This is a genomic window from Patescibacteria group bacterium (assembly GCA_038065255.1).
In the GTDB taxonomy this organism is placed as follows: Bacteria; Patescibacteriota; Patescibacteriia; order JACQRZ01; family JACQRZ01; genus JBBTRI01.
On record JBBTRI010000017.1, the window covers coordinates 11,787 to 34,453 of the forward strand.

Sequence of the window (22,667 nt, forward strand, 5' to 3'; positions counted from 1 at the left end):
CGTCGGATACATAGAGACTCTTCATCGGAATGGATGGAGACCTAATATCTGACGGTTAGTGCAAGTGGAAAGGTTTTGTGTATGCAAAAAACATTTGAGATGGAGATCGGCGGCAAAACGCTGTCTCTTGAAGTCGGCAAACTCGCACAGCAAGCGTCGGGTTCTGTCGTGTGTCGCTATGGCGATACGGTCGTCTTGGCCACAGTCGTCATTGGCTCAAAAACCAATGACACCATTGATTATTTCCCCCTCATGGTGGAATACGAAGAGCGTTTGTATGCGGCGGGCAAGATCAAAAGCTCACGCTTTATTAAGCGCGAAGGAAGGGCAACTGATGAAGCAATTCTCACTGCACGCCTCATTGATCGCGCTATCAGGCCGTTGTTTGATGACCGCATGAGAAATGATGTGCAAGTCATCCTGACGGTGCTCTGTATTGATCAAGAAAACGATCCCGATATTCCTGCAATGATCGGCGGTATCGCCGCTTTGATGCTTTCAGACATCCCTTGGAAAGGGCCATTAGGCGGTATTCGAATAGGTACCATCAATGGTGAATGGGTGATCAACCCGAGTTATGAAGCACGTACAAAAAGCGAACTAGACTTGCTTGTTGTGGGCACATCGGAAAAAGTCATTATGATTGAGGCGGGTGCACGGCAGGTATCTGAAGACGTTACCTATGGCGCGATTGAATTTGGCCTCAAGCATATTGGAAAAATTTGCGCATTTCTCGAGACTGTCCAAAAAGAAATGGGTACGCCAAAAAGAACCGTCGAAGATATGCTTAAAAAACCCGATGAAGAAGAGATGCTTACACCGGAAATTATTGAGAAGGTGCGCAATTGGCTGAAAGAAAAGCTCCCAGCCTACCTTACTACAAAAGAAAAAGTCACAAAAAAAAGCCGCAAAGAGGCCGTAGGGAAGCTCAAAGCAGATTTGGAAGAAATGCTGAAGGGTGAACAAGTAGGCAAAGAGAAACGGAAAAAGTGCATGCTGATTGCCGAAGAAGAAGCGGAACAGGAAGTGAGTAGAGCAATCTTACAGGAAAACAAGCGTGTTGACGGGCGAGCGATGGATGAAATTCGTCCCTTGGCTGCAGAAGTTGCCGTACTCCCGCGTACGCATGGATCAGGATTGTTTTCGCGCGGTGAGACACAAGTGCTTTCTATCGCTACACTCGGTTCGCCCGGAGATGAGCAGACACTTGATGGCATGGAAGAGGTGGGCAAGAAGCGCTTTATGCATCATTATAACTTCCCTCCGTACTCTGTTGGTGAAGTTAAGCCGATGCGCGGTCCTTCGAGGCGCGATGTCGGTCATGGCGCATTGGCGGAAAAAGCGCTTCAATCAGTGCTTCCCTCAAAAGAAGAATTTCCCTACACCATTCGTGTTGTGTCTGAAGTGCTCGGCTCAAACGGCTCAAGTTCTATGGGATCAACCTGTGGCACAACGCTCGCGCTCATGGATGCCGGCGTGCCAATAAAAGCTCCGATTGCGGGTATTGCAATGGGGCTCGCATCAGATGAACAAGGGAATTACAAAGTACTTACGGATTTACAGGACTTGGAAGACGGCGATGGCGGCATGGATTTCAAAGTTGCCGGCAGCAAAGACGGCATTACCGCAATCCAGCTAGATACCAAAACACATGGATTATCCTTGGCAATCGTAAAGGAGACGCTTACTAAAGCACATGTGGCGCGATTGAAGATTTTAGATGTCATGCTTGCGGCAATCCCTGTGGTGCGGCCGGAGCTTTCAAAATACGCACCCCGCATTATCAGCCTACAGATCAATCCGGATAAGATCCGAGATGTCATCGGCCCCGGGGGCAAAATAATCAATGAAATCATTGACGCTACGGGCGTACAGATAGATATCGAGCAAAGTGGTCTGGTCATGATCACGTCGACTAATGAAGAAGGCGGCGCCCGAGCGCTCGAATGGGTGAAGCGCCTGACACGCGAAGTAAAAGTTGGCGAGATATTTGATGGCAAAGTTACGCGCCTTATGGACTTTGGCGCATTTGTGGAAATTCTGCCCCGCCAGGAAGGCTTGGTACATATTTCCGAACTTGCGCCGATGCGCGTGAATAAGGTGTCCGATGTGGTCAAAATCGGGCAACAGGTGAAGGTAAAAGTGATGCAAATCGACGAACAGGGGAGAATCAACCTTTCGATGAAAAGAGTAGCGGAGGATACTAAGTAAACTTCTTAAATTACAAAACTCTTCGCTCTAGGTATTCATCTCTCGGGGCCGTAATTTTCCTGCTAGAAAATTACTTAGATTCCTCGCCGTCGCTCGTCAAAAACCCCTCCAGACGAACACTTAGGCGGAGTTCGTATTTCAGAGCTTCAACCTTCGCTAGCTGCTTAAAAGGCATCTTAGCGGAGCATAGAGCAAAGGAGAACAAGTGTGTGGGTCGCGAAAAAGCCGGGTAAAACCGGCTTTTTTCGTATGGTTATGCTAAAAGTGTCCAAATGACCCTTGACAAAATCATGTAAATAGTGTATACTGGTAAAGAATCAGCACGAAAGGAGACAAATCATGCTGAAAGCCCATCGGGCTCCCTTGGTCGCGGCGATCTTCCTGGCCGGGATGTTGGCAATCCCTGGATGCCAGCCCGGAAGTCACCCCGCGCCCTCGCCGACCCACAAGGTTGGCAAACCCGTTTCCCTCATCGTCCAGTTGCGGCGGGAGAAGTCGCGGCGGATCAAGGCCGAAGCCAAGGTCACGGAGCTGCGCAAGCTGCTCCGGCAGGCCAAGGTGCGGCGTACGGTCGCCAAGTCGGACGCAACGAACGTCAATGTTCGCCACTCCGGCAAGGTTGATCTGGGCGGAACGGTCCGCCTGGAGATCGTCGCCCCCGCCGACATCAACGTCGTCCCTCTCCCCGCCCCGGCGGGAAAGTAGAAGAAAGGCAGGTATGAACACCCGCGCCCGAGCAGATCCTATCGGATCATAAGCCTCGGGCCTTTTTTTGTCACATAAACCATTGACAAACTTGCGAAGCGGTGGTATACTATCTTGCTAACCACGCACAGCTATGAATATATCACACGGACAATTACGACAGGCGCGAAAGGATTTCAAAAAAACGCTTGCCGACATCAAGCGGGATGAAGTGCGGATTCTTGCGTCACTAGGAACAGAAATTGACCGGCAGAAATCACAGCACCTATTACAATCATTGCAACCTAAATTCTAACACCCGCCTCTATGTCGGACACATTCGAAAGAAGCTACGAACAACAACTCAATGAGATGATGGAGCGAGAGCGCACGCGAGAAGAATCGGAAAGGAATAGTGAGGTGACAGAGCGCGTGATGGAAGCAACAGAGGCAGAACTTGAACTCACCATGCAGCGAGCGCAGGAACTGTCGCTTACCGACCAAGAATGCATGACAGAGCTTGCTCAAGGCTACCTTCAGGATGCCCTTGAGATGGGAATTGAGCAAAAAATGCTTGCTGGCCTTACCGAACAGCTTGAAACAAAAAAACAACAGCGCCTCGAAGCCTACGCCCTGCTTCAAACACGCTTACAGCAAAAAGCAGCGTAAAATTCTTTTCTACATCTGTTCAAGGCGGCGGATGCGCTCTTCCATGGGGGGGTGCGTGGAGAAGAGATTGATTAAAAATGAAGGTTTGAAGGGGTTAACGATAAACAGGCTTGCCGTTGCCTGCTGGGCACCGGTGGGTTGGATCGGATGCATTTGAGAGGCTACGCCAAGCTTGCGCAATGCGGATGCAAGGGAATGCCCATGTCCAAGAAGGTGTGCTCCGCTTGCATCGGCTCCATATTCACGCGTGCGTGAAACCGCCATTTGAATGAGCATGGCAAGGAGGGGAGTAACAATAATAAGCAGCAGAAATACCAGTGGATTGCCCCGGCCTTCTTCATCCCGTCCAAGGCCAAACCCAATCATATGTACAAGGTAGGAAATAGCTCCCGCGAGGGTTGCCGCCATGGTGCAAACCAAAATATCATTATTTTTAATATGTGAGAGCTCGTGAGCAAGAACGCCTCGTAGTTCATCCTCTGTCAGGAGGGATAGGATACCCGTGGTAATGCCGATGCATGCATGTCCGGGATCCCTTCCTGTCGCAAAGGCATTTGGGGTGGGCATATCAATCTTGTAGACTTTTGGCATGGGAAGGCCTGCCTGCTGGGTAAGGCTGCCAATAATTCTGTATACAGCAGGATACTCTGCCATATTCATTTCTTTGGCTCTGTAGAGAGCTAAGACGATCTTATCCGAAAACCAATAGCTCCCCATGTTTATAACCAGCGCAATAATAAGCGCTAGGGAAAGCCCCTGTTCACCTCCAAACAAATAGCCAATTCCCAAGAACAACCCGGTTAGAAGACCTAAGTAGATGAGTGTTCGCATAGATAATGAGTTTTTGATTACTAAAAGATATTCAAATACTATCAAAAAAGCCACCATTTTTCAAGAATAAGGTGTGATTATGCTGTGGATAAGATATAGGATAAAGTGGCAAAAGTGTGGATAAATAGTTGATACAGAAATTGAACACAAATAGGTATCAACTCAATAATATATTATAAATAAAACAAAAATAGCTAATTTATTATAGTAAGTTCGTAAATTGACCATGTGGATTTTTTGTGCTATACTTATCTACAGATGAGTCAAAGAATGAACCTTTACTGGGCAGACTGTCGGTTATCCCGCTCATCCATAACCGAGAGAGGCGGCGATTACAGAAATCGTCGTAACAGCCTATCTCGTTCCCCTCTCCTAGTCCTCGAAAGGAATAGTTTCCGACCTATTACACGAAAAAACAAAAACAAAATAAGGTGACGTCTGATTCTCATAAAAGGCCCAAAGCGCACTTGGATCTTTTATGAGGGTCAGAATTACACCAAGGAACTGGAGGGAGGACAAGCGCTTCACGTCGGTAGAAGCCATCTCGTACCGCTTTTGGATAACCTTGATTCGCATATTGAGAGATCAGCATGCAATTAGGCCCATAAGCGACATGCGGGCGCGATCACTAAACAAACAACAAAAAGCTCCCATTTTGATGTGGGGGCGCAGGTGATCTGCGCCCCCTTTTGGTATATGGGGGTTTTTAGTATAATTAGGTAATAAAGATTTGTAATTGGCAGTTTTCCAATTTATGGCACTTCAACAACCATTTTTAGATAAACAGCAAGAAAAGCTTCTTTCTGATAAGCAAAAGATAGAGCAGGATTTGGCGCGCTTCACTGTGCGCGATGGGGATTCGTTCAAAGTAATCTGGAACGAAAAGGGAGCCGGCGATGAAGATAATGCTGATGAATCCCGTGATTATGCCGATGCGCTTGCACTTCAGGGTACACTGAGTTCTGAGCTTAATGATATCAACACTGCGCTAAGCCATATTAAAGACGGAACCTATGGCCGCTGTAGCGCATGCGGCACGGATATTGCTGAAGCCCGCCTGGAAGCCCGCCCAATGGCAACGCTGTGCATTACCTGCCAGGAAAAATCAGGGCGCTAATGCACTATGCGCCAGTTGATGCTTGCTTTTGCTCTGCTTGTTTTGGTTTTTGATAGAGTTCTCAAGCAATGGGCACTTTTGTCTCCCCATGCAAGCACAGTGACTATTAACCCCCGGTATTTTTTTTGGATCGAAATCGGATACCCTTTTTCACATTGGGTAGCTGTTGTTTTTTTTCTTGCAGCTTGTGCCGCTGTTCTTGCTATATGGCGGAGACTTGATTGCGAACAGAGAAAAAATGCCAGCGCGGCAATCATTCTTTTTTTGGGTGGAAGCGCAAGTAATGTGATTGACCGCACTTTCTATGGCGGTGCAATTGACCTCATTCCCTTGTTTTCGTTATCACTTATTAATATTGCAGATGCAGCTATTGTTGTGGGTGCTGCGATCCTTATTTCCATGCTATGCCGTCGAAAGTATACTCAGGTGCTCTCATAGGCATTGAATGTGAGCGCGTAGAAGTGGAGTGCGATGCCGGCAGCGGGCAGTTTTGTTTTATTATTGTCGGATTGCCGGACATGGCGGTACAGGAGTCTCGTGAGAGGATTCGCGCTGCTCTCAAAAATTCCGGACTGCCGTTTCCGCGAGGGAGGGTGACTGTCAATCTTGCTCCGGCAGATGTTCGAAAAGAAGGCCCAGCTTATGATCTGCCTATTGCCTTGAGTATTCTCTGTGCAGATGGGGAGATAGTAGCGTCATTTTCAGATCAAGGAAGGGTATTTGCCGAAACAAGCCTCTTTGCAGGAGAGTTGTCGCTTGATGGAGATGTGCGGCCCGTGAGAGGTATACTGCCGTTGGCACTATTAGCAAAGCAGCTTGGTATTGATACGTTATTTGTAGCGGAGGAAAATGCAGATGAAGCATCGTTAACAGAATGTTTGAGTGTTTATGGCATACGTTCATTGCGAGAACTTATTGAATTTTTTCAGGGAAAGCGCGAGCTTGCATGCCATCAGCGCAGCGATGAAGTACATAAAGAATCAGAAAAAGAGCACATTGATTTTTCGCATATTCGCGGTCAGGAACATGCGAAGCGCGCACTTGAGATAGCCGCTGCCGGAGCACATAACATACTCTTTTCAGGCCCACCAGGCTCCGGAAAGACACTTCTTGCGCGTTCACTGCAATCAATACTGCCCCAACTTACCCTTAATGAGTCGCTTGAAGTAACTGCAATCCACAGTGCTGCAGGGCTTCTATCGCGCCAACAGCCGTTTGTAAATAGTCGCCCATTCCGCAGTCCGCACCATACGGCATCAACAGCAAGCCTGGTCGGTGGCGGAAGTATTCCTCGCCCCGGTGAGATGAGCTTGGCGCATCGAGGAGTATTGTTTATGGATGAGTTTCCGGAATTTTCCAGAAGCAGCCTTGAAGCGCTGCGTCAACCGCTTGAGGATGGACACGTCACGGTGAGCCGCTCATCGGGGACGGTGCGGTTTCCTGCACAGTGCATGCTTGTGGCGGCACAGAACCCCTGTCCCTGCGGAAATTATGGAAAAGAAACAACACAATGCACATGTACGGCATCGGCAATTGCGCATTATCAGAAAAAAGTTTCCGGTCCTCTTATGGATCGCATTGATTTATTTGTGGATGTGCCGCGTGTATCGTATGACCATCTTTCTGCTTCTTCGTATTCTGAGCAATCGTCTGTCGTTCGAGAACGCGTGGCTCAAGCGCGCAGCATTCAGAAGCAGCGCTTTGCATCTAACACCTACACCACAAATGCAGAAATGCGCTCTATTGATATCGATCGATGGTGCACTCTTGAAAACGATGCACGAAATCTGCTCGGAAAAGCCGTAGGGCAGCTATCGTTATCTGCGAGAAGTTATTATAGGATTTTAAAAATTGCACGGACTATCGCTGATCTTGAAGGTTCTTCATGTGTGGCGCTTTCGCATGTTGCAGAAAGCCTGCAGTATAGGCACAAACCTCTTATCTAATGTGAATGAGCGGATTAACACGTGAGCCATTTCGCAATATTTCAAAGTGAAGGTGGGGCCCCGTAGAGCGCCCGGTACTTCCTACCATTGCAATAACATCGCCTCGTTCTACGCGTTCGCCCGCGCTGACAAAGAGCTTGCTTGCATGCCCGTAACGTGTGCGGTACCCGTTGCCATGGTCGATGAGTACCGTTCGCCCGTAGCCGCTCTGCCAACCGGAAATGATGACTACACCCTGTGCAGCAGCATAGATTTTATTTGAAGGAGGTCCTGCGATATCAACGCCGGAGTGGCGCCAGCTGAAATACTGAGTAATGCGACTTGCACTTGTAGGCCATAAGAATCGAAGAACCCTTCCGATACGCTCAGGAATCGCTTTGACGCTCGGTGGTTTGAGAATATTTTGCAGTCTTCCGATAAGTGTTGTATTCCTTCTTCCTGACGGCAGTACTGTTTTCATAATTCCGTTTGGGATAATCAACGCATCATCCACTGAAATTGCGCCGTTTGGCGGGAGATTGTTAAATGCGAGAACCTGGTCCATGTCAGCATTGTAGAGTGTTGCAATGCGTCCGATGGTATCGCCGCGTTTTACTCGATGCAATACTCCATCAACAGGAAGGATTGTAAGTTTCTGCCCAACCGTAAGACGGGATGTTGCATTGAGGTTGTTTGCCCACAGGATGGAATTGAGCGAGAGATTAAAACGCGCCGCAATAGAGCTTGCCGTATCTCCCGGTTGAATGGTATAGGTTCGGAGTGCATTGATCGATTGGGCGCCTTCCTGCGACGATGGAAGCGTTGGTTTGATGAGCGCTCCGGAATTTAATGCGATCCCTCCCGGCGGAGTAAATGATGTAGAGGGCGGTTGTGGGAGAGGGGTGCTTGGAACACGAAGTCCGGAAAGAGGAACGTATTCCCCTGCGCTTGATAGAGAGGGGGCGCTATCTTCGATTGCGGATTCATCCGTAGGAAAAACGTAGTAGACCAACAGATTATCCGGTGCGAGATTGGATGCTTCAGTGGTATCGAGTGTAATATTAAAAAAGGTCACAAGAATTCCTGCGCCGGCGAGTATGAGAGATAGAACGGTTTTTGATGAACACACGTAGAGGAAGGGATTTTTGATATGAATGCCGCTCAATCCCATACGGTAGCGAAAATGGACAAATGCTTTGTAGGCAAAAAATACCGGCCATTTCAGAAGCAGCTTTAATGTGATATAACAAAGTTTGAAAATGCCGCCAATAAGCGCAACGGCTATTCGCTTTATAACAACAAAGAATTTTGCGCACACAATAAAGAGGTCGACAAGAATGTGCTTGAATGATTTCATGAAGCTTAGTATACGAACTATGAATGCGTCAGTCAATGATACTCGCTCGGTTCGCCCGCGCACACTGGAAGAATCAATGTATGCAACAATTGCATATTTTGACCTATTCGATTATCCGTTAACACCCCAGGAACTTTGGACATATCTTTTCTATCCTCCTGCCGGATGCACAATTTCTGAAATGTTAGAGAAAAGCAAAACCCACTCCGAACTCGAATGGTCGCAAGGATTCATTCATGCCAAAGGAAGAGGTTGTTGCGTGCAAGAGCGAATCGGTCGGTATTTGCACACTGAAAGAAAAGTGCGAAAAGCGCTGCGATTTGCGCGGCTTGCCTCGCTTGTTCCCGGTGTTGCAATGATTGCATTGTGCAACACGCTAGCATTAAGCCATGCGCGCGATAGCAGCGATATTGATGTGTTTATCGTTGCGCGAAAGGGGTATTTGTGGTTTGTGCGCGCCGCATGCATTGTTCTCTCACTTTTTTTTGGCCCCCGCCTCTCCGAACAGCATATGCGTGATGCACTATGCTTAAGTTTTTTTATACGCCGAGACGCCTGCGATCTTTCCCCTTGTGCTCTTAACCCATCTTGCGGAATTGATGACGTGTATCTTAGTCTCTGGGTATCGCGATGTGTGCCGATGTATGACGAAGGCGGGCAGGCCCAAGCATTTTGGGAGGCAAATCGTTGGACGGAAAACAGTATTCCTCATAGAATACCCTATATCCCAAACCACATGCGCTCGATTCACCCGAACGGCGTTTTGAGAGCAGTCAAAAAAATCCTTACCATAATACTTTTTCCATTTCAAGCACGTATTGAGCGCACATGCGCAATGATTCAGAAAAAAAGATTTCCCGAACGTATTCGTCGAGCTGCAAGCAGTGCAGGTTCAGGGGTTGTTATTACAGATCAGATATTGAAGTTTCATCTTAATGACAGAAGGGAGTATTTTCAACAAGCGCTCATTGAGCGCCTACGGTCATGTCGTATATCACAAGTATGATCATTCTCGATCGCATAATCGTTACGTTCTTAGCAGCACTTCTTTTTCTTCTTCCATGGCAGACAGCATATATTGTAGATAGTGTTCGCAATTCAACGCAGTACGGCGTTGTTTCTTTTACGCTTTTAGACGGTGTTGTTGCGCTTCTCTGTATAGTGTTTGTCATTCGCACGGCAATGGGGAGAGTATATAAAACGAGTGCATGGAGAAAGACATCCATCCTTTCTGCTATGCTACTTGTGCTATTTGCACTACTTTCTACACGTTGGTCATCCGAACCTCTTATAGCATTCTTGGGATCGGTTCGTTTGGGAGAAGCGCTTATTGTGTGTGGACTTCTTATATATTACCGTGCACATTCCACGATGTTTATGGCGTCTCTTATGGTATCGGCAACACTGCAATCGGGTATTGCCCTTTGGCAATTTTTCCTTCAGGTAAGCCCTGCTTCATCCTGGCTAGGTATGTCATACCATTCCGGGCAGCAGCTTGGGGATGCGGTGGTAGAAGTATTCGACCAGCGGTGGTTTCGCGCATATGGCAGTATGCCGCATCCGAATATATTGGCAGCATTTGTATCATGTGCTTTGTTTGCAGCAAGCTCATTGGTTAATCGCATCCCAACAAAACGAATTTTTTTTATTTTTTTGGCAGGGTGGATTATTTGTAATGCCGGACTTTTTTTCACATTTTCACGGGAAGTATGGCTTGGAACACTCGTGGGAATGGTGGTGTTATTTGTAGTGAGAAGGCCGCGTTCCGTATTGTCTCATAGGATCACGCTGCCGATGATGCTTGGGCTTACAACAGTCGTCATATGGATAAGTTTGTCAGTGGCATATTGGGAGCCGCTTTCAGCTCGATTGGGAGTAGGGGGCTGGCAGCGTTTGGAACAAAAATCTATCAATGAACGACTAGCATCGTTCAATGATGGATTCTCGCTTATAAAACAGTCACCGCTCCTTGGAGTCGGCATGCACCAATCCACTTTTGCGCTTAAAGAGCGTTCCTACCCCCAGCCGCCCCATAATATATTCTTACTTGTTGCATCGGAAATCGGAACCATCGGTTTGGCGCTATTCCTTGCCTTGATGTGCAGCGTGATAGTGTGTGTGCGAAGGGCCCAGAATACGCGAATGCCGATATTCCTTGGCGCGTTCTGTATGATTGGCATAGCCGGTTTGTTTGACCATTTTTTTTGGAGCGTACAATCGGGAATGTTTTTGTGGTGGATACCATTTGCCTTTTGGCACGTTGATGATACGCTAGAAGCAGAGCCTTAATAAGGAATAGTATATCTTCATACACTCTATGGAACACTCTGCTCAAATTCAACAACCCATTAATGCATCGAAGTTCCGAAAGAAAAAAGAATCAATATATTTTATACTTGTTCTCCTTGTATCATTGGTGGTATGGGCAAGTGCTCTGTGGGGCCTGTATTATGGCATGGTAGCGCTTACCGCCAAGCCAAGTGCGGATGATGCAAATCTTTGTTATGGGAAACCATTGGAAGGCGATTCGGTATTTATTATTCCGGATACGTATAAGCAATCATATCTTGATGACGGTGAGTCATGCATTGATCCGTTAACTCTTGATCCCAAACAACGCGAAGTAGCGCTTAAGGAATACCGTGAAGAATTCGAAAAAGGACAAGAAGGGGAAGTTGGTCTTTCTGTGGCGTTTTTCATTCTTTTTGGGTTTTTACTGTTTGGCTTTCTCATGCATCTGTATATCTTAGCGTTTGTTCGTATGACTGCTGTTCGCGTGGGGCCCGATCAGTTTGCCTCCGTGTGGGAGTCTGCGCAACGCCTTGCAGCGCGCCTTGGCATGAAAAAAGTTCCGGACATATTCATACTCAATGGAGAAGGAATGCTCAATGCTTTTGCAACCAAACTGATTAGTAGAAAAATAATCGTTCTTTTTTCTGATCTTGCAGAAGCCCTCAGCGAACCTGAACATCAGCTTCAACTGGATGCCGTACTTGCGCACGAATTGGGGCACCACGCATTGGGACATACCAAGCTTTATTTGTGGCTGCTTTATCCCGGAGAATTTATTCCTTTCATTTCTCTTTCGTGGTCGCGAGAGCGCGAATACTCTGCCGATCGAGTGATGCAGGCGCTTATCGAAAATCCAGAAGCGTATGAACGCGGGCTTATTAAGCTTGCAGCGGGTAAGATGTTTGGCAACCTAGCGAATATTGATCGGTATGTTGATCAAATCAAACAGGAACGCGGTTTCATGGTGAAATGGGCGGAATATTTTTCTAGCCATCCATTTTTGCCGAAGAGGATCCGTGAACTTCGGCGATATAAAGAATTTCTTAACATCAAAAAAGGGATCGGATAATGATCTTGACAGAAATGTATCCTGCGATACTATTGTACGTGATGTTTATTATGTACCTTGACCTTTTCATGGCATCCCTAGATTGCAAGGGACAGCGATCATGACACTTCAGTCGGTCGGAAGAATCGTAAAGAAGACGGAAAGATTCAGTGATCTTCAATCAACGCTTGACGTGCGCGACTCCGAGCTTCGCGCAGAACGTGAAGAAACCAAACGACTTACCCGAGAGCTTGAAAGTGCATTAAAAGCAGCTCAACAAGCCAAGGATGAATTGGGCAAGCTTCAAGCGAGATTTTCGCAAGAGCAGTCTGGTGAAGCGGCCCGTGTAGCAGGAGAACTCGAAGCGCTCAAACGCGATACTGCTTTTTGGACGCGTGCCGTTCCCGATAGAAATGAACGCATTGAGCTTTCCTCGCTTTTTGAATGGCAACTCTCGAGCTATGGGCGCATCGCCGAAGCAAGTGCACTCATTGATGGAAGACATGAGCTGATATCTGAAGTTCAGAGGAAAGAACGAGAGGCATCTCGTGCAGGGAAACAAGAAGACTTTGATAAATTCCGCGAACTCGCCGACTCCTATTATGCCGAAATTCGCCAACACCAAGCCGAGATAGATAAACAGCGTGCCATCATCGCCACCAAGATTGTTCCAATGATCGAACGTGTCATGACCAGCGATCCTCGCTCGATAGATGACGATATTCAACCAGACGAAGATGTGAAGGATGACACAGATCGCAAGGAGCTTGAACAGGGAGGTGAGAGTGGATCTCAGGATAGTGCGCCTGAAGTCTATCATCCTACCATCCAAATACATCAACCCCTGACAGCACTCGATCGTTACAAGCACACCCTTGTTTTTGCAGGTTGTGAGCACATACGCGAGATTATTGATCTCCTTCAGTGGCTTATAAGCGAGAATTTCGCAACCAAACTTTCAAAGTTTCTTATTCTTATTGAAGAAGATGCTTATGAAACACGAGTCGGGGAGACTGCAAAACTTAAGAAGTGGAATTATGACCAGAAAAATCGAGCATGCAAACTGATACGACTCCTTCTTGACGGTGTACCGATTTGGACATCCAATGAACTGTCAGAACGGCGTATTTTTCTCCGTATTGATCGCGAGGAAAAGCTTCAGCAATTCCTTCAAACTCTCGATGAGAGATTTCGCCGGCAAGTACAGGATCAAGAAAATACTCAAGTGTCTCAGCAAAAGCCACTTTCACCACCACCGATACAAAAGTGCTCTGTCGCGAAGCCGGCACAAAAATACAAGGGATTCACGTATTCGGGCAAAAAAGTATCTTTGCATCGAGATTTGGTTGGAAAAGAAGACCAATTCCTTGAGTATGTTCCTACTGGCCACTTTCTTGGTTCAATACAGGCAGGAGTTTCTTATGGCAAATTAAGGAGTTGCGGCTATGTAGAGAATTTTGAACAAACACTGCGCGAAGCAAGCAGGGGTGAATTGTCAAAGCGTATTGAGAAAAAACTTGTCACTGAAGCTCTTCCCGAGGGGAAAACCATCAACGGCATAATGAAAAGCGCTATGGCTATAGAAAGTCATGTACAACAGCTCGATATCTTCAATTCCCAACAAGAATTCGATAGGGGCAAGGCAATCGAAAGGGCCTATGCCATTCTGATATCGAAAGAAGGATATGATGCCTTTACGGTCCGACGCGCCACCACAGATAAACGGCATTCAACATCACTCAGCCCCGCTCAATCATAAGCGGGCTTTTTTATATTTATTATTATTTTCAGCGCCTCTTGACAGGAAAGAAAATTTCTCGTAGAATTGCACGTACTATCGCATCTTTATTCTTAAGCGAACTAACGCTATGCAGCTCAAACCACTCGGCGACCATATCATAGTCGAACCACTCTCATCCCAGGAGATGACCAAATCAGGTATTATTCTGCCGGAAACCGCAAAAGAAAAACCGGAACGAGGAACTGTTATTGCAGTCGGACCCGGAAAGATTTTGGATAATGGACAGCGTGCGCCTATGGACGTGCAAGTAGGCAATGTTATCGTGTTCAAACGATACAGCCCCGATGAATTTAAATTCGAAAATAAAGAATATCTTATTCTCTCTCAATCAGATGTGTTGGCAATTGTCGCCTAACATATTCTAATTCCCAACATCTATGGCAAAACAAATACTGTTTGACGAAAAGGCCCGCGCAGCACTGAAGCGCGGCGTTGATAAGCTCGCCGATGCCGTTAAAGTTACCCTTGGCCCTAAGGGGCGCAATGTGGTGTTTGACCGCGGTTACGGATCGCCGGTTATCACAAACGACGGCGTGACAATTGCGAAAGAAATCAGCCTCGAAGACAAATTCGAACATATTGGCGCAGAATTGGTAAAAGAAGTCGCAACAAAAACCAATGATGTCGCAGGAGATGGTACCACAACCGCGACATTACTTGCGCAGATCATGATCAGCGAAGGCATGCGCAATGTTGCAGCAGGCGCAAATCCTATGGCGATTCGCCATGGCATTGAAAAAGGCGTCAATGCAGTTGTCGCAGAATTGAAACAAGCAATTTCAAAGCCTGTTAAAGGGGATGAAGAAATCAAGCAAGTTGCATCTATTTCGGCAAATGATCCGGAGATCGGAGCAATCATTGCCGAAACCATGAAAGAAGTCGGTTCTGACGGCGTCATTACCGTCGAAGAGTCGCAGGTGTTTGGCGTACAAAAAGAAGTTGTTGAAGGTATGCAGTTTGATAAGGGCTATGTTTCTCCGTACATGATTACCGATTCTGACCGCATGGAGTCCATTCATAACGATACCTACATTCTTGTTACCGATAAGAAAATTTCTTCTATCCATGATCTCCTGCCGCTCTTGGAAAAAATTGCCACAACGGGTCGCAAGGATATTGTTATCATTGCCGAAGACCTTGAAGGCGATGCGCTCGCAACACTTGTTGTTAATAAAATTCGAGGAACATTCAATGCATTAGCGGTTAAAGCTCCAGGTTTTGGTGATCGCCGAAAAGAGATGCTGAAAGATATTGCCATTTTGACCGGCGCAACCGTGATTTCGGAAGAGGTTGGTTTGAAACTTGACAATGCAACACTTGAGCACTTGGGACGAGCCCGCAAAGTTGTTTCAACCAAAGAACATACAACTATTGTCGAAGGTAAGGGCGATCAGGAAGCCATTAAGGCACGCGTAAGCCAGATCCGCAAAGAAATTGAGAAGACTGAATCTGATTTTGATAAAGAAAAACTTCAAGAACGCCTTGCAAAACTGTCTGGCGGCGTTGCGGTGTTGAAAGTCGGTGCAGCAACTGAAACGGAAATGAAGGAGCGGAAATACCGTATTGAAGATGCGCTCTCCGCAACAAAAGCAGCTATTGAAGAAGGCATTGTTCCCGGCGGTGGCGTTGCGCTCGTGCGATGCGTCAAAGCGCTGGACGGGTTATCGGTCGAAGGCGAGGAAAAGATCGGTGTTGATATCCTGCGCCGCGCACTCGAGGAACCGATTCGCCAGATTGCGCATAATGCCGGCAAAGATGGAAGTATCATTTCCGCTGAAGTCAAAAAACTTACCGGTTCGATGGGGTATAATGCTGCAACCGACACATTTGAGGATTTGGTTGCAAGCGGCATTATCGATCCAACCAAGGTAACTCGTTCTGCGTTGCAGAATGCTGCATCAATCGCTTCCATGCTCCTCACAACAGAAGTGGTTATTGCAGATATTCCAGAAAAGAAAGACAAGGGTGGTATGCCCGGAGGAGGTATGGGTGATATGGGTGGCATGGGCGGATACGATTACTAAAATTTTCGAAAGAATTTCCCATTCAAGAGAGGCTTTGCAAAGAGCCTCTTTTGTATTAGGATGAAACTCAATGGAAGAGAGTACATCGTACTTTGATAATATTGAATTTGAAGAAGAACGCCAGCGATTATGGAGATTGTATCATCAGTATCCACGGCCATCAGATCATAATTATCGCATTACCCTGATACGGAAAATCGCCGTGCTTCATGGCGGGTATGCAAAGCTGCCAAAGCTTTCCGAACAACAAAAAACAATTCTCGAAATGTACTATGAGTGGAATGTAAGCAATGCAAGTATCGGGATGAGAATCGGCGTACGGGAAAAGATTATTCATCAAGAACATGATGTCGCATTGCAACTCCTTGAGCACTATAACAATGCGTCTGTGCCGGAAAATCGCATAATTCCCATTCGCGCGCCAAGAGTATCTTCTTTGAGGCAGTCACCGGTAGGATACACATCATTTGCCATGCCTACTTCAATCAATGATTTTTGGGAAAGGTATGATAGTGAAACAAACTGGCGGCGTAAACGAGAAATGATGCGGGCCTATCTTGCGGCATTTCCTCCCGAGGACACATTCTTTATCGAGAGGGAACATATGGCGGTGCAGGAGCTTGTTGTGGAAGGGAAGGATGTATCGAGTGTGATGCACGCAGAGGGTGTCAGCAGGCAAACAATCCACAACCACTTCAATGGAGCGCTTGATAAGCTTCGCATTCGCGACGGTGTCGCACCACTTCATCAGAAAAAAGGTGCAGAAAAAAAACGAAAAGCATCTCTAATCCCATCAGTCAGAAAGCCTATAAGAAAAAAATCTGAACTAAGGGGTGAAGAAATGCTTGTGGCGTACTTGGCAGACCCGATGAATAAAAAACTTCGAGATCAACTTGTCTTGGAGTGGGTGCCCCTCATACATTTTGTCATTAAACGTAAAGTGTATGTTAATCTTGCACATTTTGAATATGACGATTACGTGAGCATGGGAATGGCGGGACTTCTTAAAGCTGTCGATTCATACGATCCTGCGAGAGGAACGTTCAAAACGCACGCTATAAACCAGATTACCTATGCCATTCAAAATGGTACAAAGAGCGAGCTGGGCGTTCATAACGCTTATGTGCGCGCCATGGCAATTGCCAATGAAGTGAAAGAGATAGAAAAACAGGAAGAGGTAGGAGCTCTTGATACAAAAATGAGCGAGAGAAAGTCGAAACTTCAACGCCAACTTGAGAGTATCATGTTGGTTATTAAGGTGGATTCACTGGACCGTCCACTAGGGGACAAGCATGACGGAATCCAGCTTTCACTCGATCGGCGCATTACCTATGCAGAAGCTGTCCGTGAAGATTCGGCAACAGAGATGTATCTTGATAGACTAGCGGAATACATTTGTATTCTTTCCCAGAGGGAACAGGATGTTCTGTATTACACGCTCTATGAGGGTGTGACCCCCACAATGATCGGCAGAAAGTATGGAATAACAAAAAAAGTGGTGGAATGTATGATTGATGACGCTGTGGAGAAACTGAGAAGAGCCTTCTTTCAATCTGACGAATCCCATGATGATATACGCAAGGCGTCAATCGCAGGATACGATCCTGATAGTGAAGTCTTTCAATCAGCTTTTGCATTACTATCCTATAAACAGAGAGAGGCGCTTCGACTCCGAGAAGAAGAGGGCTTTACCCTTGAAGTAGCCGGAAAGCGACTCGGCGTGACTCGGGAACGCATACGGCAGCTAGAAGCAAGTGCCCGACAACAACTTAAAGAATTCATGAAAAAATCTTAAGGACCCACACAATTGCAAGGGTCCTTTTTCTTGCTTGTCCGTCGGGAGCTTCTTTGGTAGGGTAGGAGTATATGCAAGATCTCTTTGATTCGCAATTACATGCAAAAGAGCATGCTCCGCTTGCAGACAGGATGCGTCCGAGGGTGTTAGAAGAAATCATTGGACAGGAGCATCTTTTAGGAAGCGGTAAAGTGCTTCGCCAGCTTATCGAGCAAGACGAGTTGCGTTCGCTTATCTTTTGGGGGCCTCCGGGGGTAGGGAAAACCACAATAGCCTCTGTAATCGCTCGGCATACAGGGGCGCATTTTGTTCCGTTGAGTGCCGTAAGTGCAGGAGTGAAAGAAGTGCGAAAGGTTGTTGAGGATGCGCAAGGTAATCTTAAATTCAACAGAAAAAAAACAATACTTTTTTTGGACGAGATTCATCGTTTCAATAAGGCGCAGCAGGATGCGCTTCTTCCTGCGGTGGAGCAGGGTATCATTGTGCTTATTGGCGCAACAACGGAAAATCCATCTTTTGAGGTGAATTCGGCATTACTTTCCCGATCGCGCGTTTTTGTGTTGAACCCACTCTCAGAAGATTCCCTTTCATGCATTATCGATGCCGTGCTTTCTGATAGTACTCGAGGGCTTGGTAAACAGGAGTTGTATACCGCTTCTGACGCGCGGGAGTTTTTGATCGGTGCCGCAAATGGTGATGCGCGTACGCTCCTCAATGTGCTTGAGCTCGCATCATTTATACTCGCACAAACAGGGAACAAGGAAATAACCGCCGAAGTTGTAGCAGAAAGCATGCAGCAAAAAGCGTTACGCTATGACAGAGCGGGCGAAGAGCATTACAACGTGATATCCGCATTTATCAAGAGCATGCGTAATTCAGATGCAAGCGCAGCGTTGTATTGGCTAGCAAGGATGATTGATGCCGGTGAAGATCCTGTTTTTATCGCTCGCAGAATGGTGGTGTTTGCATCGGAGGATATCGGAAATATCCAGCCAACAGCATTGGTGGTTGCCAATGCTGTGTTTCAGGCAGTGCATGTCATTGGTATGCCGGAAGCGCGTATTAACCTAGCTCAAGGAGTTGTGTACTTGGCCGAATGTAAGAAAAGCAATCGCTCATACCTAGCTCTCGGTAGGGCAATGGAGGATGTAAAAAAGTACGGCAATCTGCCAGTGCCTCTTCATCTTCGAAATGCACCAACAAAACTGATGAAAGACTTGGAGTATGGAAAGGGGTATCGATATGCGCATGATTTTGAAGAAAAAACAACTGATATGCAGTGCCTGCCTGACGAGTTGAAAGATACAAATTATTTGTAAGATGCATAAGGATGCTTTTTTTGCTATACTTCACACTAATTACCCATGAGCAATAACGCTAGTATATGAAATTTACTAAAATAGTATGCACGATCGGCCCAGCATCGGAAAAGCGGCAGATCTTGGAAAAACTTATTAAAGCAGGCATGAATGTCGCGCGGTTGAATTTTTCCCATGGTACGTATGCGCAGCACGCACGTCTTATTCGCAATATTCGCGCAGCGGCGAAGAAATGCGGAGAGCCGGTAGCTATCCTGCAGGATTTGCAGGGGCCGCGCATCCGCATTGGAGAGATCAGTGCACCTGAAGGCATCAAAATGCAAAAAGGGGAAAAAATTACCCTTGTTCCTCAGAGAGATTTCAAAGCTAAGAGCACTCTGAAGCTGTTGCCCAATCAATATGAGGGGTTGGCGCATGATGTGAAAGCTGGAAACCACATTCTTATCGCAGACGGCACTATGGATTTGCGTGTTGAGTGCGTAAAGGAGCTTCATATCACCTGTAGTGTTGTTGTTGGAGGGACTGTGAAATCGCATAAAGGAATCAACGTGCCAGGCGTTGCGCTTTCTACTGATGCGATTACAGAAAAAGACAAAAAAGATGTTGCATTTGGGATAAAACAGGGTGTTGACTATGTCGCGTTATCATTTGTTTCAAATGAAAAAGATATTCTTCGCTTGCGCGCACTCATGAAGCGTATTAATCCCAGAACAGGAGCATCAATTGGGATCATTCCAAAAATTGAACGACCCGAAGCTGTGAAACGATTCGGAGCCATTCTGGCTGTTTCGGATGGCATTATGGTCGCGCGAGGCGATCTTGGTATTGAGGTACCGGCAGAAAAAGTGCCCGTGATCCAAAAAACATTGATACGCAAGTGCATTGCAGCACACAAACCAGTAATTGTTGCAACACAAATGCTCGAATCCATGACGCAGAATAGCAGGCCGACTCGGGCTGAAGTGTCTGATGTTGCAAATGCCGTTGTGGATCATACTGATGCGGTCATGCTTTCAGGAGAGAGTGCTGCGGGGCTCTATCCTGTTGAGGCTGTGGATATTATGGCGCGGACGCTTCACGAAACAGAGCGATCGAGCTTCGATGACTATACGTGCGGACACGGCGCAAAAGAAAAGGAGTTAATGGATATGGTTGCCCATGCTGTTGCGGATGCAGCGCTTACCAAACAGATCAAGCTTATTGTGATACAAGAAGATGATGAAGCGTTTGTACGATCAGTCGCAAGTCATCGGCCCGAAGTGCGCATTATCGCATTTTCCAACAATAGCGTGAGCGCGCGAAAGCTTAATCTTGTACGGGGAGTAACGGTGTTTCCGCAGCCAAAAAATACCTTTGCATTTCTTAAGAAACAAAAACTTGCAAAAAAGGGAGATCTCATTGCTGAACTTGAACGAAACGAACTCGAGCTTGAGAGGATTTCGTAGGAGAGCACCATGTTGTTACACGATTGGGTACCGCCTGCTACAATCGAGATAGCCGGCATCACTGTGTCGCTCTATGGTCTCACTATGGCACTGGGACTTGTGAGTGCATATGTTCTAATGCTGTACCTGGCGCGCCGGTCGGACCGCGCGCAAGGAACTGATTTCGAGAATCATGTCGATGGGTTGTTCTGGTGGTCGTTCGTATGCGGTCTGATTGCTGCGCGGCTTTTATTTGTACTCTATCATCCTGACTTCTTTATATCAGCACCCCAAGAGATTATTGCCATCTGGCATGGAGGGATAGTATGGCATGGTGCGCTTGTTGGCGGCATCGCAGGATCTGTCGCGTATTGTCGTTTAAAAAAAATATCATGGTTTGGCATTGCGGATCTAGGAGTGCCCGCAATTGCACTTGGTCAAGCGATTGGTCGGTGGGGGAATTATTTTAATCAAGAAAATTATGGACTGCCCACAACCCTGCCATGGGGTATACCCATTGATGCAATGCATCGGATAGCAGGCTATGAGGGGTTTGCCTATTTTCACCCCACCTTTTTGTATGAATCGAAATTTGACCTCATGCTCTTTGCAGTTCTGTTTATTATTCTCATACGGTGGGTTTTAGTCAAAAAGGCGGCATGGTATCGCAGCGGGATGCTTTTTGCAGCCTATCTTGCGCTCTATTCGTTGGGGAGGTTTTTGATAGAGTTTTTACGCATTGATACCGTTCCTGAATTTTGGGGCCTTCGCCTGCCCCAATGGTGGAGTATTGATCTTATTATCATTTCACTTGTTGGAATAACGGTTTTGTATGCATATCGAAATAACAATACTTGCATATCTCAAAAAAGATGATATACTAGCTGAATATTGCTGTTTGGACCGGTAGCTCAATTGGTTAGAGCACCCGCCTGTCACGCGGGAGGTTACGGGTTCGAGCCCCGCCCGGTCCGCCAGAAATGAAACAAAATTACATTATTAATCAGTAACACTATCTATGAACAAATCACGAAAAATGGCATTGAGAAAGCGCCGCAAAAAGGGAGGGAAAAAGATCGCATCTCTCCGGAATCGTTAATTTACTTTTTATTATTTCAACGTATGGCACATAAACATGCTGCAATAAAACATTTGCGTCAAACAAAAAAACGTACTGCACAAAATACTAATGTCAAAAAATCGCTTACCTATTTACGCAAAGCCGCACTCAAAGCTATTGAAAAAAAGGACCAAAAAGAAGCATTGAGATTGTACGGAGAGTTTCAAAAAGCGGCTGATCGCGCGGCAGGAAAAAATATTATCAAGAAAAACACTGCGGCACGGAAAAAATCCCGCATACTTACAAAGGTCAATGCCTTGAAAGCCTAAAAAACATCCCCTCGGGGATGTTTTATATTTTATTCAGTGATCGTTCAATAGTGTGAAGGAGTGCACTGCCGACTGGAATCGGGCGTGATTTGAGTAATCGCTCCAGTTGGATGAAGGCAAGCGCGGCGGTTTTTAGAAAATCAAGCGATAGCGGTTTCACTTGGCGCGAAACAATTCTGATTCTTTCAATTTTCCAGTTGAGAGCTGTTGCACTATGCTGTTCTGAAAGCGCTCGTGCCAGCATGTCTTTGATGACGAGCATTGCATGCAGCTGATTTTGAAAAAAAGAGCATATGCCAAGCACGCTTGATGTATCGTGCAAATGTTCTTGTTTGAGTATTTCGTAGATACACTTTAATGTTTTGCCGGTATCCTTTTGAATAAATACACCCATACTTTCAAAAATATGCGCATGTGATGGTTGTGGACAGAGAAGTGCAATATCATGATGTGTTATGGCGCGCGCGCTAGCGTACGCAGCGAGCTTGCCAAGCTCGTTCCAGAGAAGCCAGAGGTCGTAGTGTTCCTGTTCCGATGCAAAGCGGGATACTTGGGGTGGATCAAAACGGTTAAGAAAGACAGTCCGAGCTTCTTTGGTCATGGACGCATGGAGTTCGATCAGTGACGAATCAACCCATTTTGATAAGGCAGCTCCATGGGGTATATCGAACGTCTCAATGCGGATACTATTTTTCTTCTCAAGAGCACAGAATGATTTGTAGAGCGAAAGCCGCTTATCAATGCCGCCTTCCATCATAAGAACAAATGTATCTTGGTGGAG

21 protein-coding genes and 1 tRNA gene are annotated in these 22,667 nt (G+C 46.5%); 19 read left to right on the top strand and 3 right to left on the bottom strand.

Going from position 1 to position 22,667, the window contains the following annotated elements; translation table 11 throughout:
- Window positions 1-81 precede the first annotated feature (81 nt).
- The 4 genes from pnp to AAB400_04100 all read left to right on the top strand — a co-directional run bounded on the left by pnp (window position 82) and on the right by AAB400_04100 (window position 3,564).
- A complete protein-coding gene (gene pnp, locus AAB400_04085) occupies window positions 82-2,211 on the top strand; it encodes a polyribonucleotide nucleotidyltransferase (protein MEK7649059.1) in 2,130 nt (709 codons plus the stop codon).
- A 339-nt stretch (window positions 2,212-2,550) separates the two neighbouring features.
- The gene (locus tag AAB400_04090) at window positions 2,551-2,916 is read left to right on the top strand and encodes a hypothetical protein (protein MEK7649060.1); all 366 of its coding nucleotides are present in this window, start codon (window positions 2,551-2,553) and stop codon (window positions 2,914-2,916) included.
- Window positions 2,917-3,049: 133 nt separating this feature from the next.
- Complete coding sequence (locus AAB400_04095; GenBank protein ID MEK7649061.1) at window positions 3,050-3,211, top strand: hypothetical protein; 162 nt, start codon at window positions 3,050-3,052, stop codon at window positions 3,209-3,211.
- 11 nt (window positions 3,212-3,222) lie between these two features.
- Window positions 3,223-3,564, top strand: coding sequence for a hypothetical protein (locus tag AAB400_04100; protein ID MEK7649062.1), 342 nt, complete (start codon window positions 3,223-3,225; stop codon window positions 3,562-3,564).
- Between the two features lie 9 nt (window positions 3,565-3,573).
- On the opposite strand, the gene AAB400_04105 is transcribed toward AAB400_04100, so the two are convergent.
- A complete protein-coding gene (locus tag AAB400_04105; protein MEK7649063.1) occupies window positions 3,574-4,395 on the bottom strand; it encodes a zinc metalloprotease HtpX in 822 nt (273 codons plus the stop codon).
- 754 nt (window positions 4,396-5,149) lie between these two features.
- Here AAB400_04105 and AAB400_04110 point away from each other — a divergent pair.
- The 3 genes from AAB400_04110 to AAB400_04120 are packed head-to-tail and all read left to right on the top strand — an operon-like array spanning window position 5,150 to window position 7,458.
- Entirely contained in the window at window positions 5,150-5,512 is a 363-nt protein-coding gene (locus AAB400_04110) for a TraR/DksA C4-type zinc finger protein (GenBank protein ID MEK7649064.1), read from the top strand.
- Between the two features lie 6 nt (window positions 5,513-5,518).
- Window positions 5,519-5,950 carry a signal peptidase II gene (locus AAB400_04115; protein ID MEK7649065.1) on the top strand — a complete coding sequence of 144 codons (432 nt, stop codon included), beginning with the start codon at window positions 5,519-5,521 and terminating at the stop codon, window positions 5,948-5,950.
- Window positions 5,917-7,458: a YifB family Mg chelatase-like AAA ATPase gene (locus AAB400_04120; GenBank protein ID MEK7649066.1), complete on the top strand. Its 1,542-nt coding sequence runs from the start codon at window positions 5,917-5,919 to the stop codon at window positions 7,456-7,458. Before AAB400_04115 ends, AAB400_04120 begins: the two co-directional genes overlap by 34 nt.
- Here the strand turns inward: AAB400_04120 and AAB400_04125 are convergent.
- On the bottom strand, window positions 7,451-8,794 hold the full coding sequence (locus tag AAB400_04125; GenBank protein MEK7649067.1) for a peptidoglycan DD-metalloendopeptidase family protein: 1,344 nt from the start codon (window positions 8,792-8,794) through the stop codon (window positions 7,451-7,453). The two genes, AAB400_04120 and AAB400_04125, sit on opposite strands and share 8 nt — an antisense overlap.
- Before the next feature lie 19 nt (window positions 8,795-8,813).
- Between AAB400_04125 and AAB400_04130 the strand changes: the two genes are divergently transcribed.
- The 12 genes from AAB400_04130 (at window position 8,814) to rpsT (ending at window position 21,886) form a co-directional block, all read left to right on the top strand.
- Window positions 8,814-9,800: a hypothetical protein gene (locus AAB400_04130; GenBank protein MEK7649068.1), complete on the top strand. Its 987-nt coding sequence runs from the start codon at window positions 8,814-8,816 to the stop codon at window positions 9,798-9,800.
- On the top strand, window positions 9,797-11,083 hold the full coding sequence (locus tag AAB400_04135; protein MEK7649069.1) for an O-antigen ligase family protein: 1,287 nt from the start codon (window positions 9,797-9,799) through the stop codon (window positions 11,081-11,083). Before AAB400_04130 ends, AAB400_04135 begins: the two co-directional genes overlap by 4 nt.
- 28 nt (window positions 11,084-11,111) lie before the next feature.
- Complete coding sequence (locus tag AAB400_04140) at window positions 11,112-12,155, top strand: M48 family metallopeptidase (protein MEK7649070.1); 1,044 nt, start codon at window positions 11,112-11,114, stop codon at window positions 12,153-12,155.
- 100 nt (window positions 12,156-12,255) lie between these two features.
- Entirely contained in the window at window positions 12,256-13,893 is a 1,638-nt protein-coding gene (locus tag AAB400_04145; GenBank protein ID MEK7649071.1) for a hypothetical protein, read from the top strand.
- 109 nt (window positions 13,894-14,002) lie between these two features.
- Window positions 14,003-14,290 carry a co-chaperone GroES gene (locus AAB400_04150; protein MEK7649072.1) on the top strand — a complete coding sequence of 96 codons (288 nt, stop codon included), beginning with the start codon at window positions 14,003-14,005 and terminating at the stop codon, window positions 14,288-14,290.
- A 22-nt stretch (window positions 14,291-14,312) separates the two neighbouring features.
- Window positions 14,313-15,959 carry a chaperonin GroEL gene (gene groL, locus AAB400_04155; protein ID MEK7649073.1) on the top strand — a complete coding sequence of 549 codons (1,647 nt, stop codon included), beginning with the start codon at window positions 14,313-14,315 and terminating at the stop codon, window positions 15,957-15,959.
- Window positions 15,960-16,029: 70 nt separating this feature from the next.
- A complete protein-coding gene (locus AAB400_04160) occupies window positions 16,030-17,754 on the top strand; it encodes a sigma-70 family RNA polymerase sigma factor (GenBank protein MEK7649074.1) in 1,725 nt (574 codons plus the stop codon).
- Window positions 17,755-17,825: 71 nt separating this feature from the next.
- Complete coding sequence (locus tag AAB400_04165) at window positions 17,826-19,073, top strand: replication-associated recombination protein A (GenBank protein ID MEK7649075.1); 1,248 nt, start codon at window positions 17,826-17,828, stop codon at window positions 19,071-19,073.
- Between the two features lie 65 nt (window positions 19,074-19,138).
- Window positions 19,139-20,518, top strand: a complete 1,380-nt coding sequence (gene pyk, locus AAB400_04170) for a pyruvate kinase (protein MEK7649076.1) — start codon at window positions 19,139-19,141, stop codon at window positions 20,516-20,518.
- A 9-nt stretch (window positions 20,519-20,527) separates the two neighbouring features.
- Window positions 20,528-21,373, top strand: a complete 846-nt coding sequence (lgt, locus tag AAB400_04175; GenBank protein MEK7649077.1) for a prolipoprotein diacylglyceryl transferase — start codon at window positions 20,528-20,530, stop codon at window positions 21,371-21,373.
- A gap of 24 nt (window positions 21,374-21,397) precedes the next feature.
- Window positions 21,398-21,474 (top strand) — tRNA-Asp (locus tag AAB400_04180).
- A gap of 145 nt (window positions 21,475-21,619) precedes the next feature.
- Window positions 21,620-21,886: a 30S ribosomal protein S20 gene (rpsT, locus tag AAB400_04185; GenBank protein MEK7649078.1), complete on the top strand. Its 267-nt coding sequence runs from the start codon at window positions 21,620-21,622 to the stop codon at window positions 21,884-21,886.
- Window positions 21,887-21,908: 22 nt separating this feature from the next.
- On the opposite strand, the gene AAB400_04190 is transcribed toward rpsT, so the two are convergent.
- Window positions 21,909-22,667, bottom strand: a 759-nt coding sequence (locus AAB400_04190; GenBank protein MEK7649079.1) for a hypothetical protein, incomplete at its 5' end; no start/stop codon positions are given.

Coding starts and splice junctions, on each gene's coding strand:
- pnp (MEK7649059.1), top strand. CDS start 82: ATGCAAAAAACATTTGAGATGGAGATCGGCGGCAAAACGCTGTCTCTT.
- AAB400_04090 (MEK7649060.1), top strand. CDS start 2,551: ATGCTGAAAGCCCATCGGGCTCCCTTGGTCGCGGCGATCTTCCTGGCC.
- AAB400_04095 (MEK7649061.1), top strand. CDS start 3,050: ATGAATATATCACACGGACAATTACGACAGGCGCGAAAGGATTTCAAA.
- AAB400_04100 (MEK7649062.1), top strand. CDS start 3,223: ATGTCGGACACATTCGAAAGAAGCTACGAACAACAACTCAATGAGATG.
- AAB400_04105 (MEK7649063.1), bottom strand. CDS start 4,395: ATGCGAACACTCATCTACTTAGGTCTTCTAACCGGGTTGTTCTTGGGA.
- AAB400_04110 (MEK7649064.1), top strand. CDS start 5,150: ATGGCACTTCAACAACCATTTTTAGATAAACAGCAAGAAAAGCTTCTT.
- AAB400_04115 (MEK7649065.1), top strand. CDS start 5,519: ATGCGCCAGTTGATGCTTGCTTTTGCTCTGCTTGTTTTGGTTTTTGAT.
- AAB400_04120 (MEK7649066.1), top strand. CDS start 5,917: ATGCCGTCGAAAGTATACTCAGGTGCTCTCATAGGCATTGAATGTGAG.
- AAB400_04125 (MEK7649067.1), bottom strand. CDS start 8,794: ATGAAATCATTCAAGCACATTCTTGTCGACCTCTTTATTGTGTGCGCA.
- AAB400_04130 (MEK7649068.1), top strand. CDS start 8,814: ATGAATGCGTCAGTCAATGATACTCGCTCGGTTCGCCCGCGCACACTG.
- AAB400_04135 (MEK7649069.1), top strand. CDS start 9,797: ATGATCATTCTCGATCGCATAATCGTTACGTTCTTAGCAGCACTTCTT.
- AAB400_04140 (MEK7649070.1), top strand. CDS start 11,112: ATGGAACACTCTGCTCAAATTCAACAACCCATTAATGCATCGAAGTTC.
- AAB400_04145 (MEK7649071.1), top strand. CDS start 12,256: ATGACACTTCAGTCGGTCGGAAGAATCGTAAAGAAGACGGAAAGATTC.
- AAB400_04150 (MEK7649072.1), top strand. CDS start 14,003: ATGCAGCTCAAACCACTCGGCGACCATATCATAGTCGAACCACTCTCA.
- groL (MEK7649073.1), top strand. CDS start 14,313: ATGGCAAAACAAATACTGTTTGACGAAAAGGCCCGCGCAGCACTGAAG.
- AAB400_04160 (MEK7649074.1), top strand. CDS start 16,030: ATGGAAGAGAGTACATCGTACTTTGATAATATTGAATTTGAAGAAGAA.
- AAB400_04165 (MEK7649075.1), top strand. CDS start 17,826: ATGCAAGATCTCTTTGATTCGCAATTACATGCAAAAGAGCATGCTCCG.
- pyk (MEK7649076.1), top strand. CDS start 19,139: ATGAAATTTACTAAAATAGTATGCACGATCGGCCCAGCATCGGAAAAG.
- lgt (MEK7649077.1), top strand. CDS start 20,528: ATGTTGTTACACGATTGGGTACCGCCTGCTACAATCGAGATAGCCGGC.
- rpsT (MEK7649078.1), top strand. CDS start 21,620: ATGGCACATAAACATGCTGCAATAAAACATTTGCGTCAAACAAAAAAA.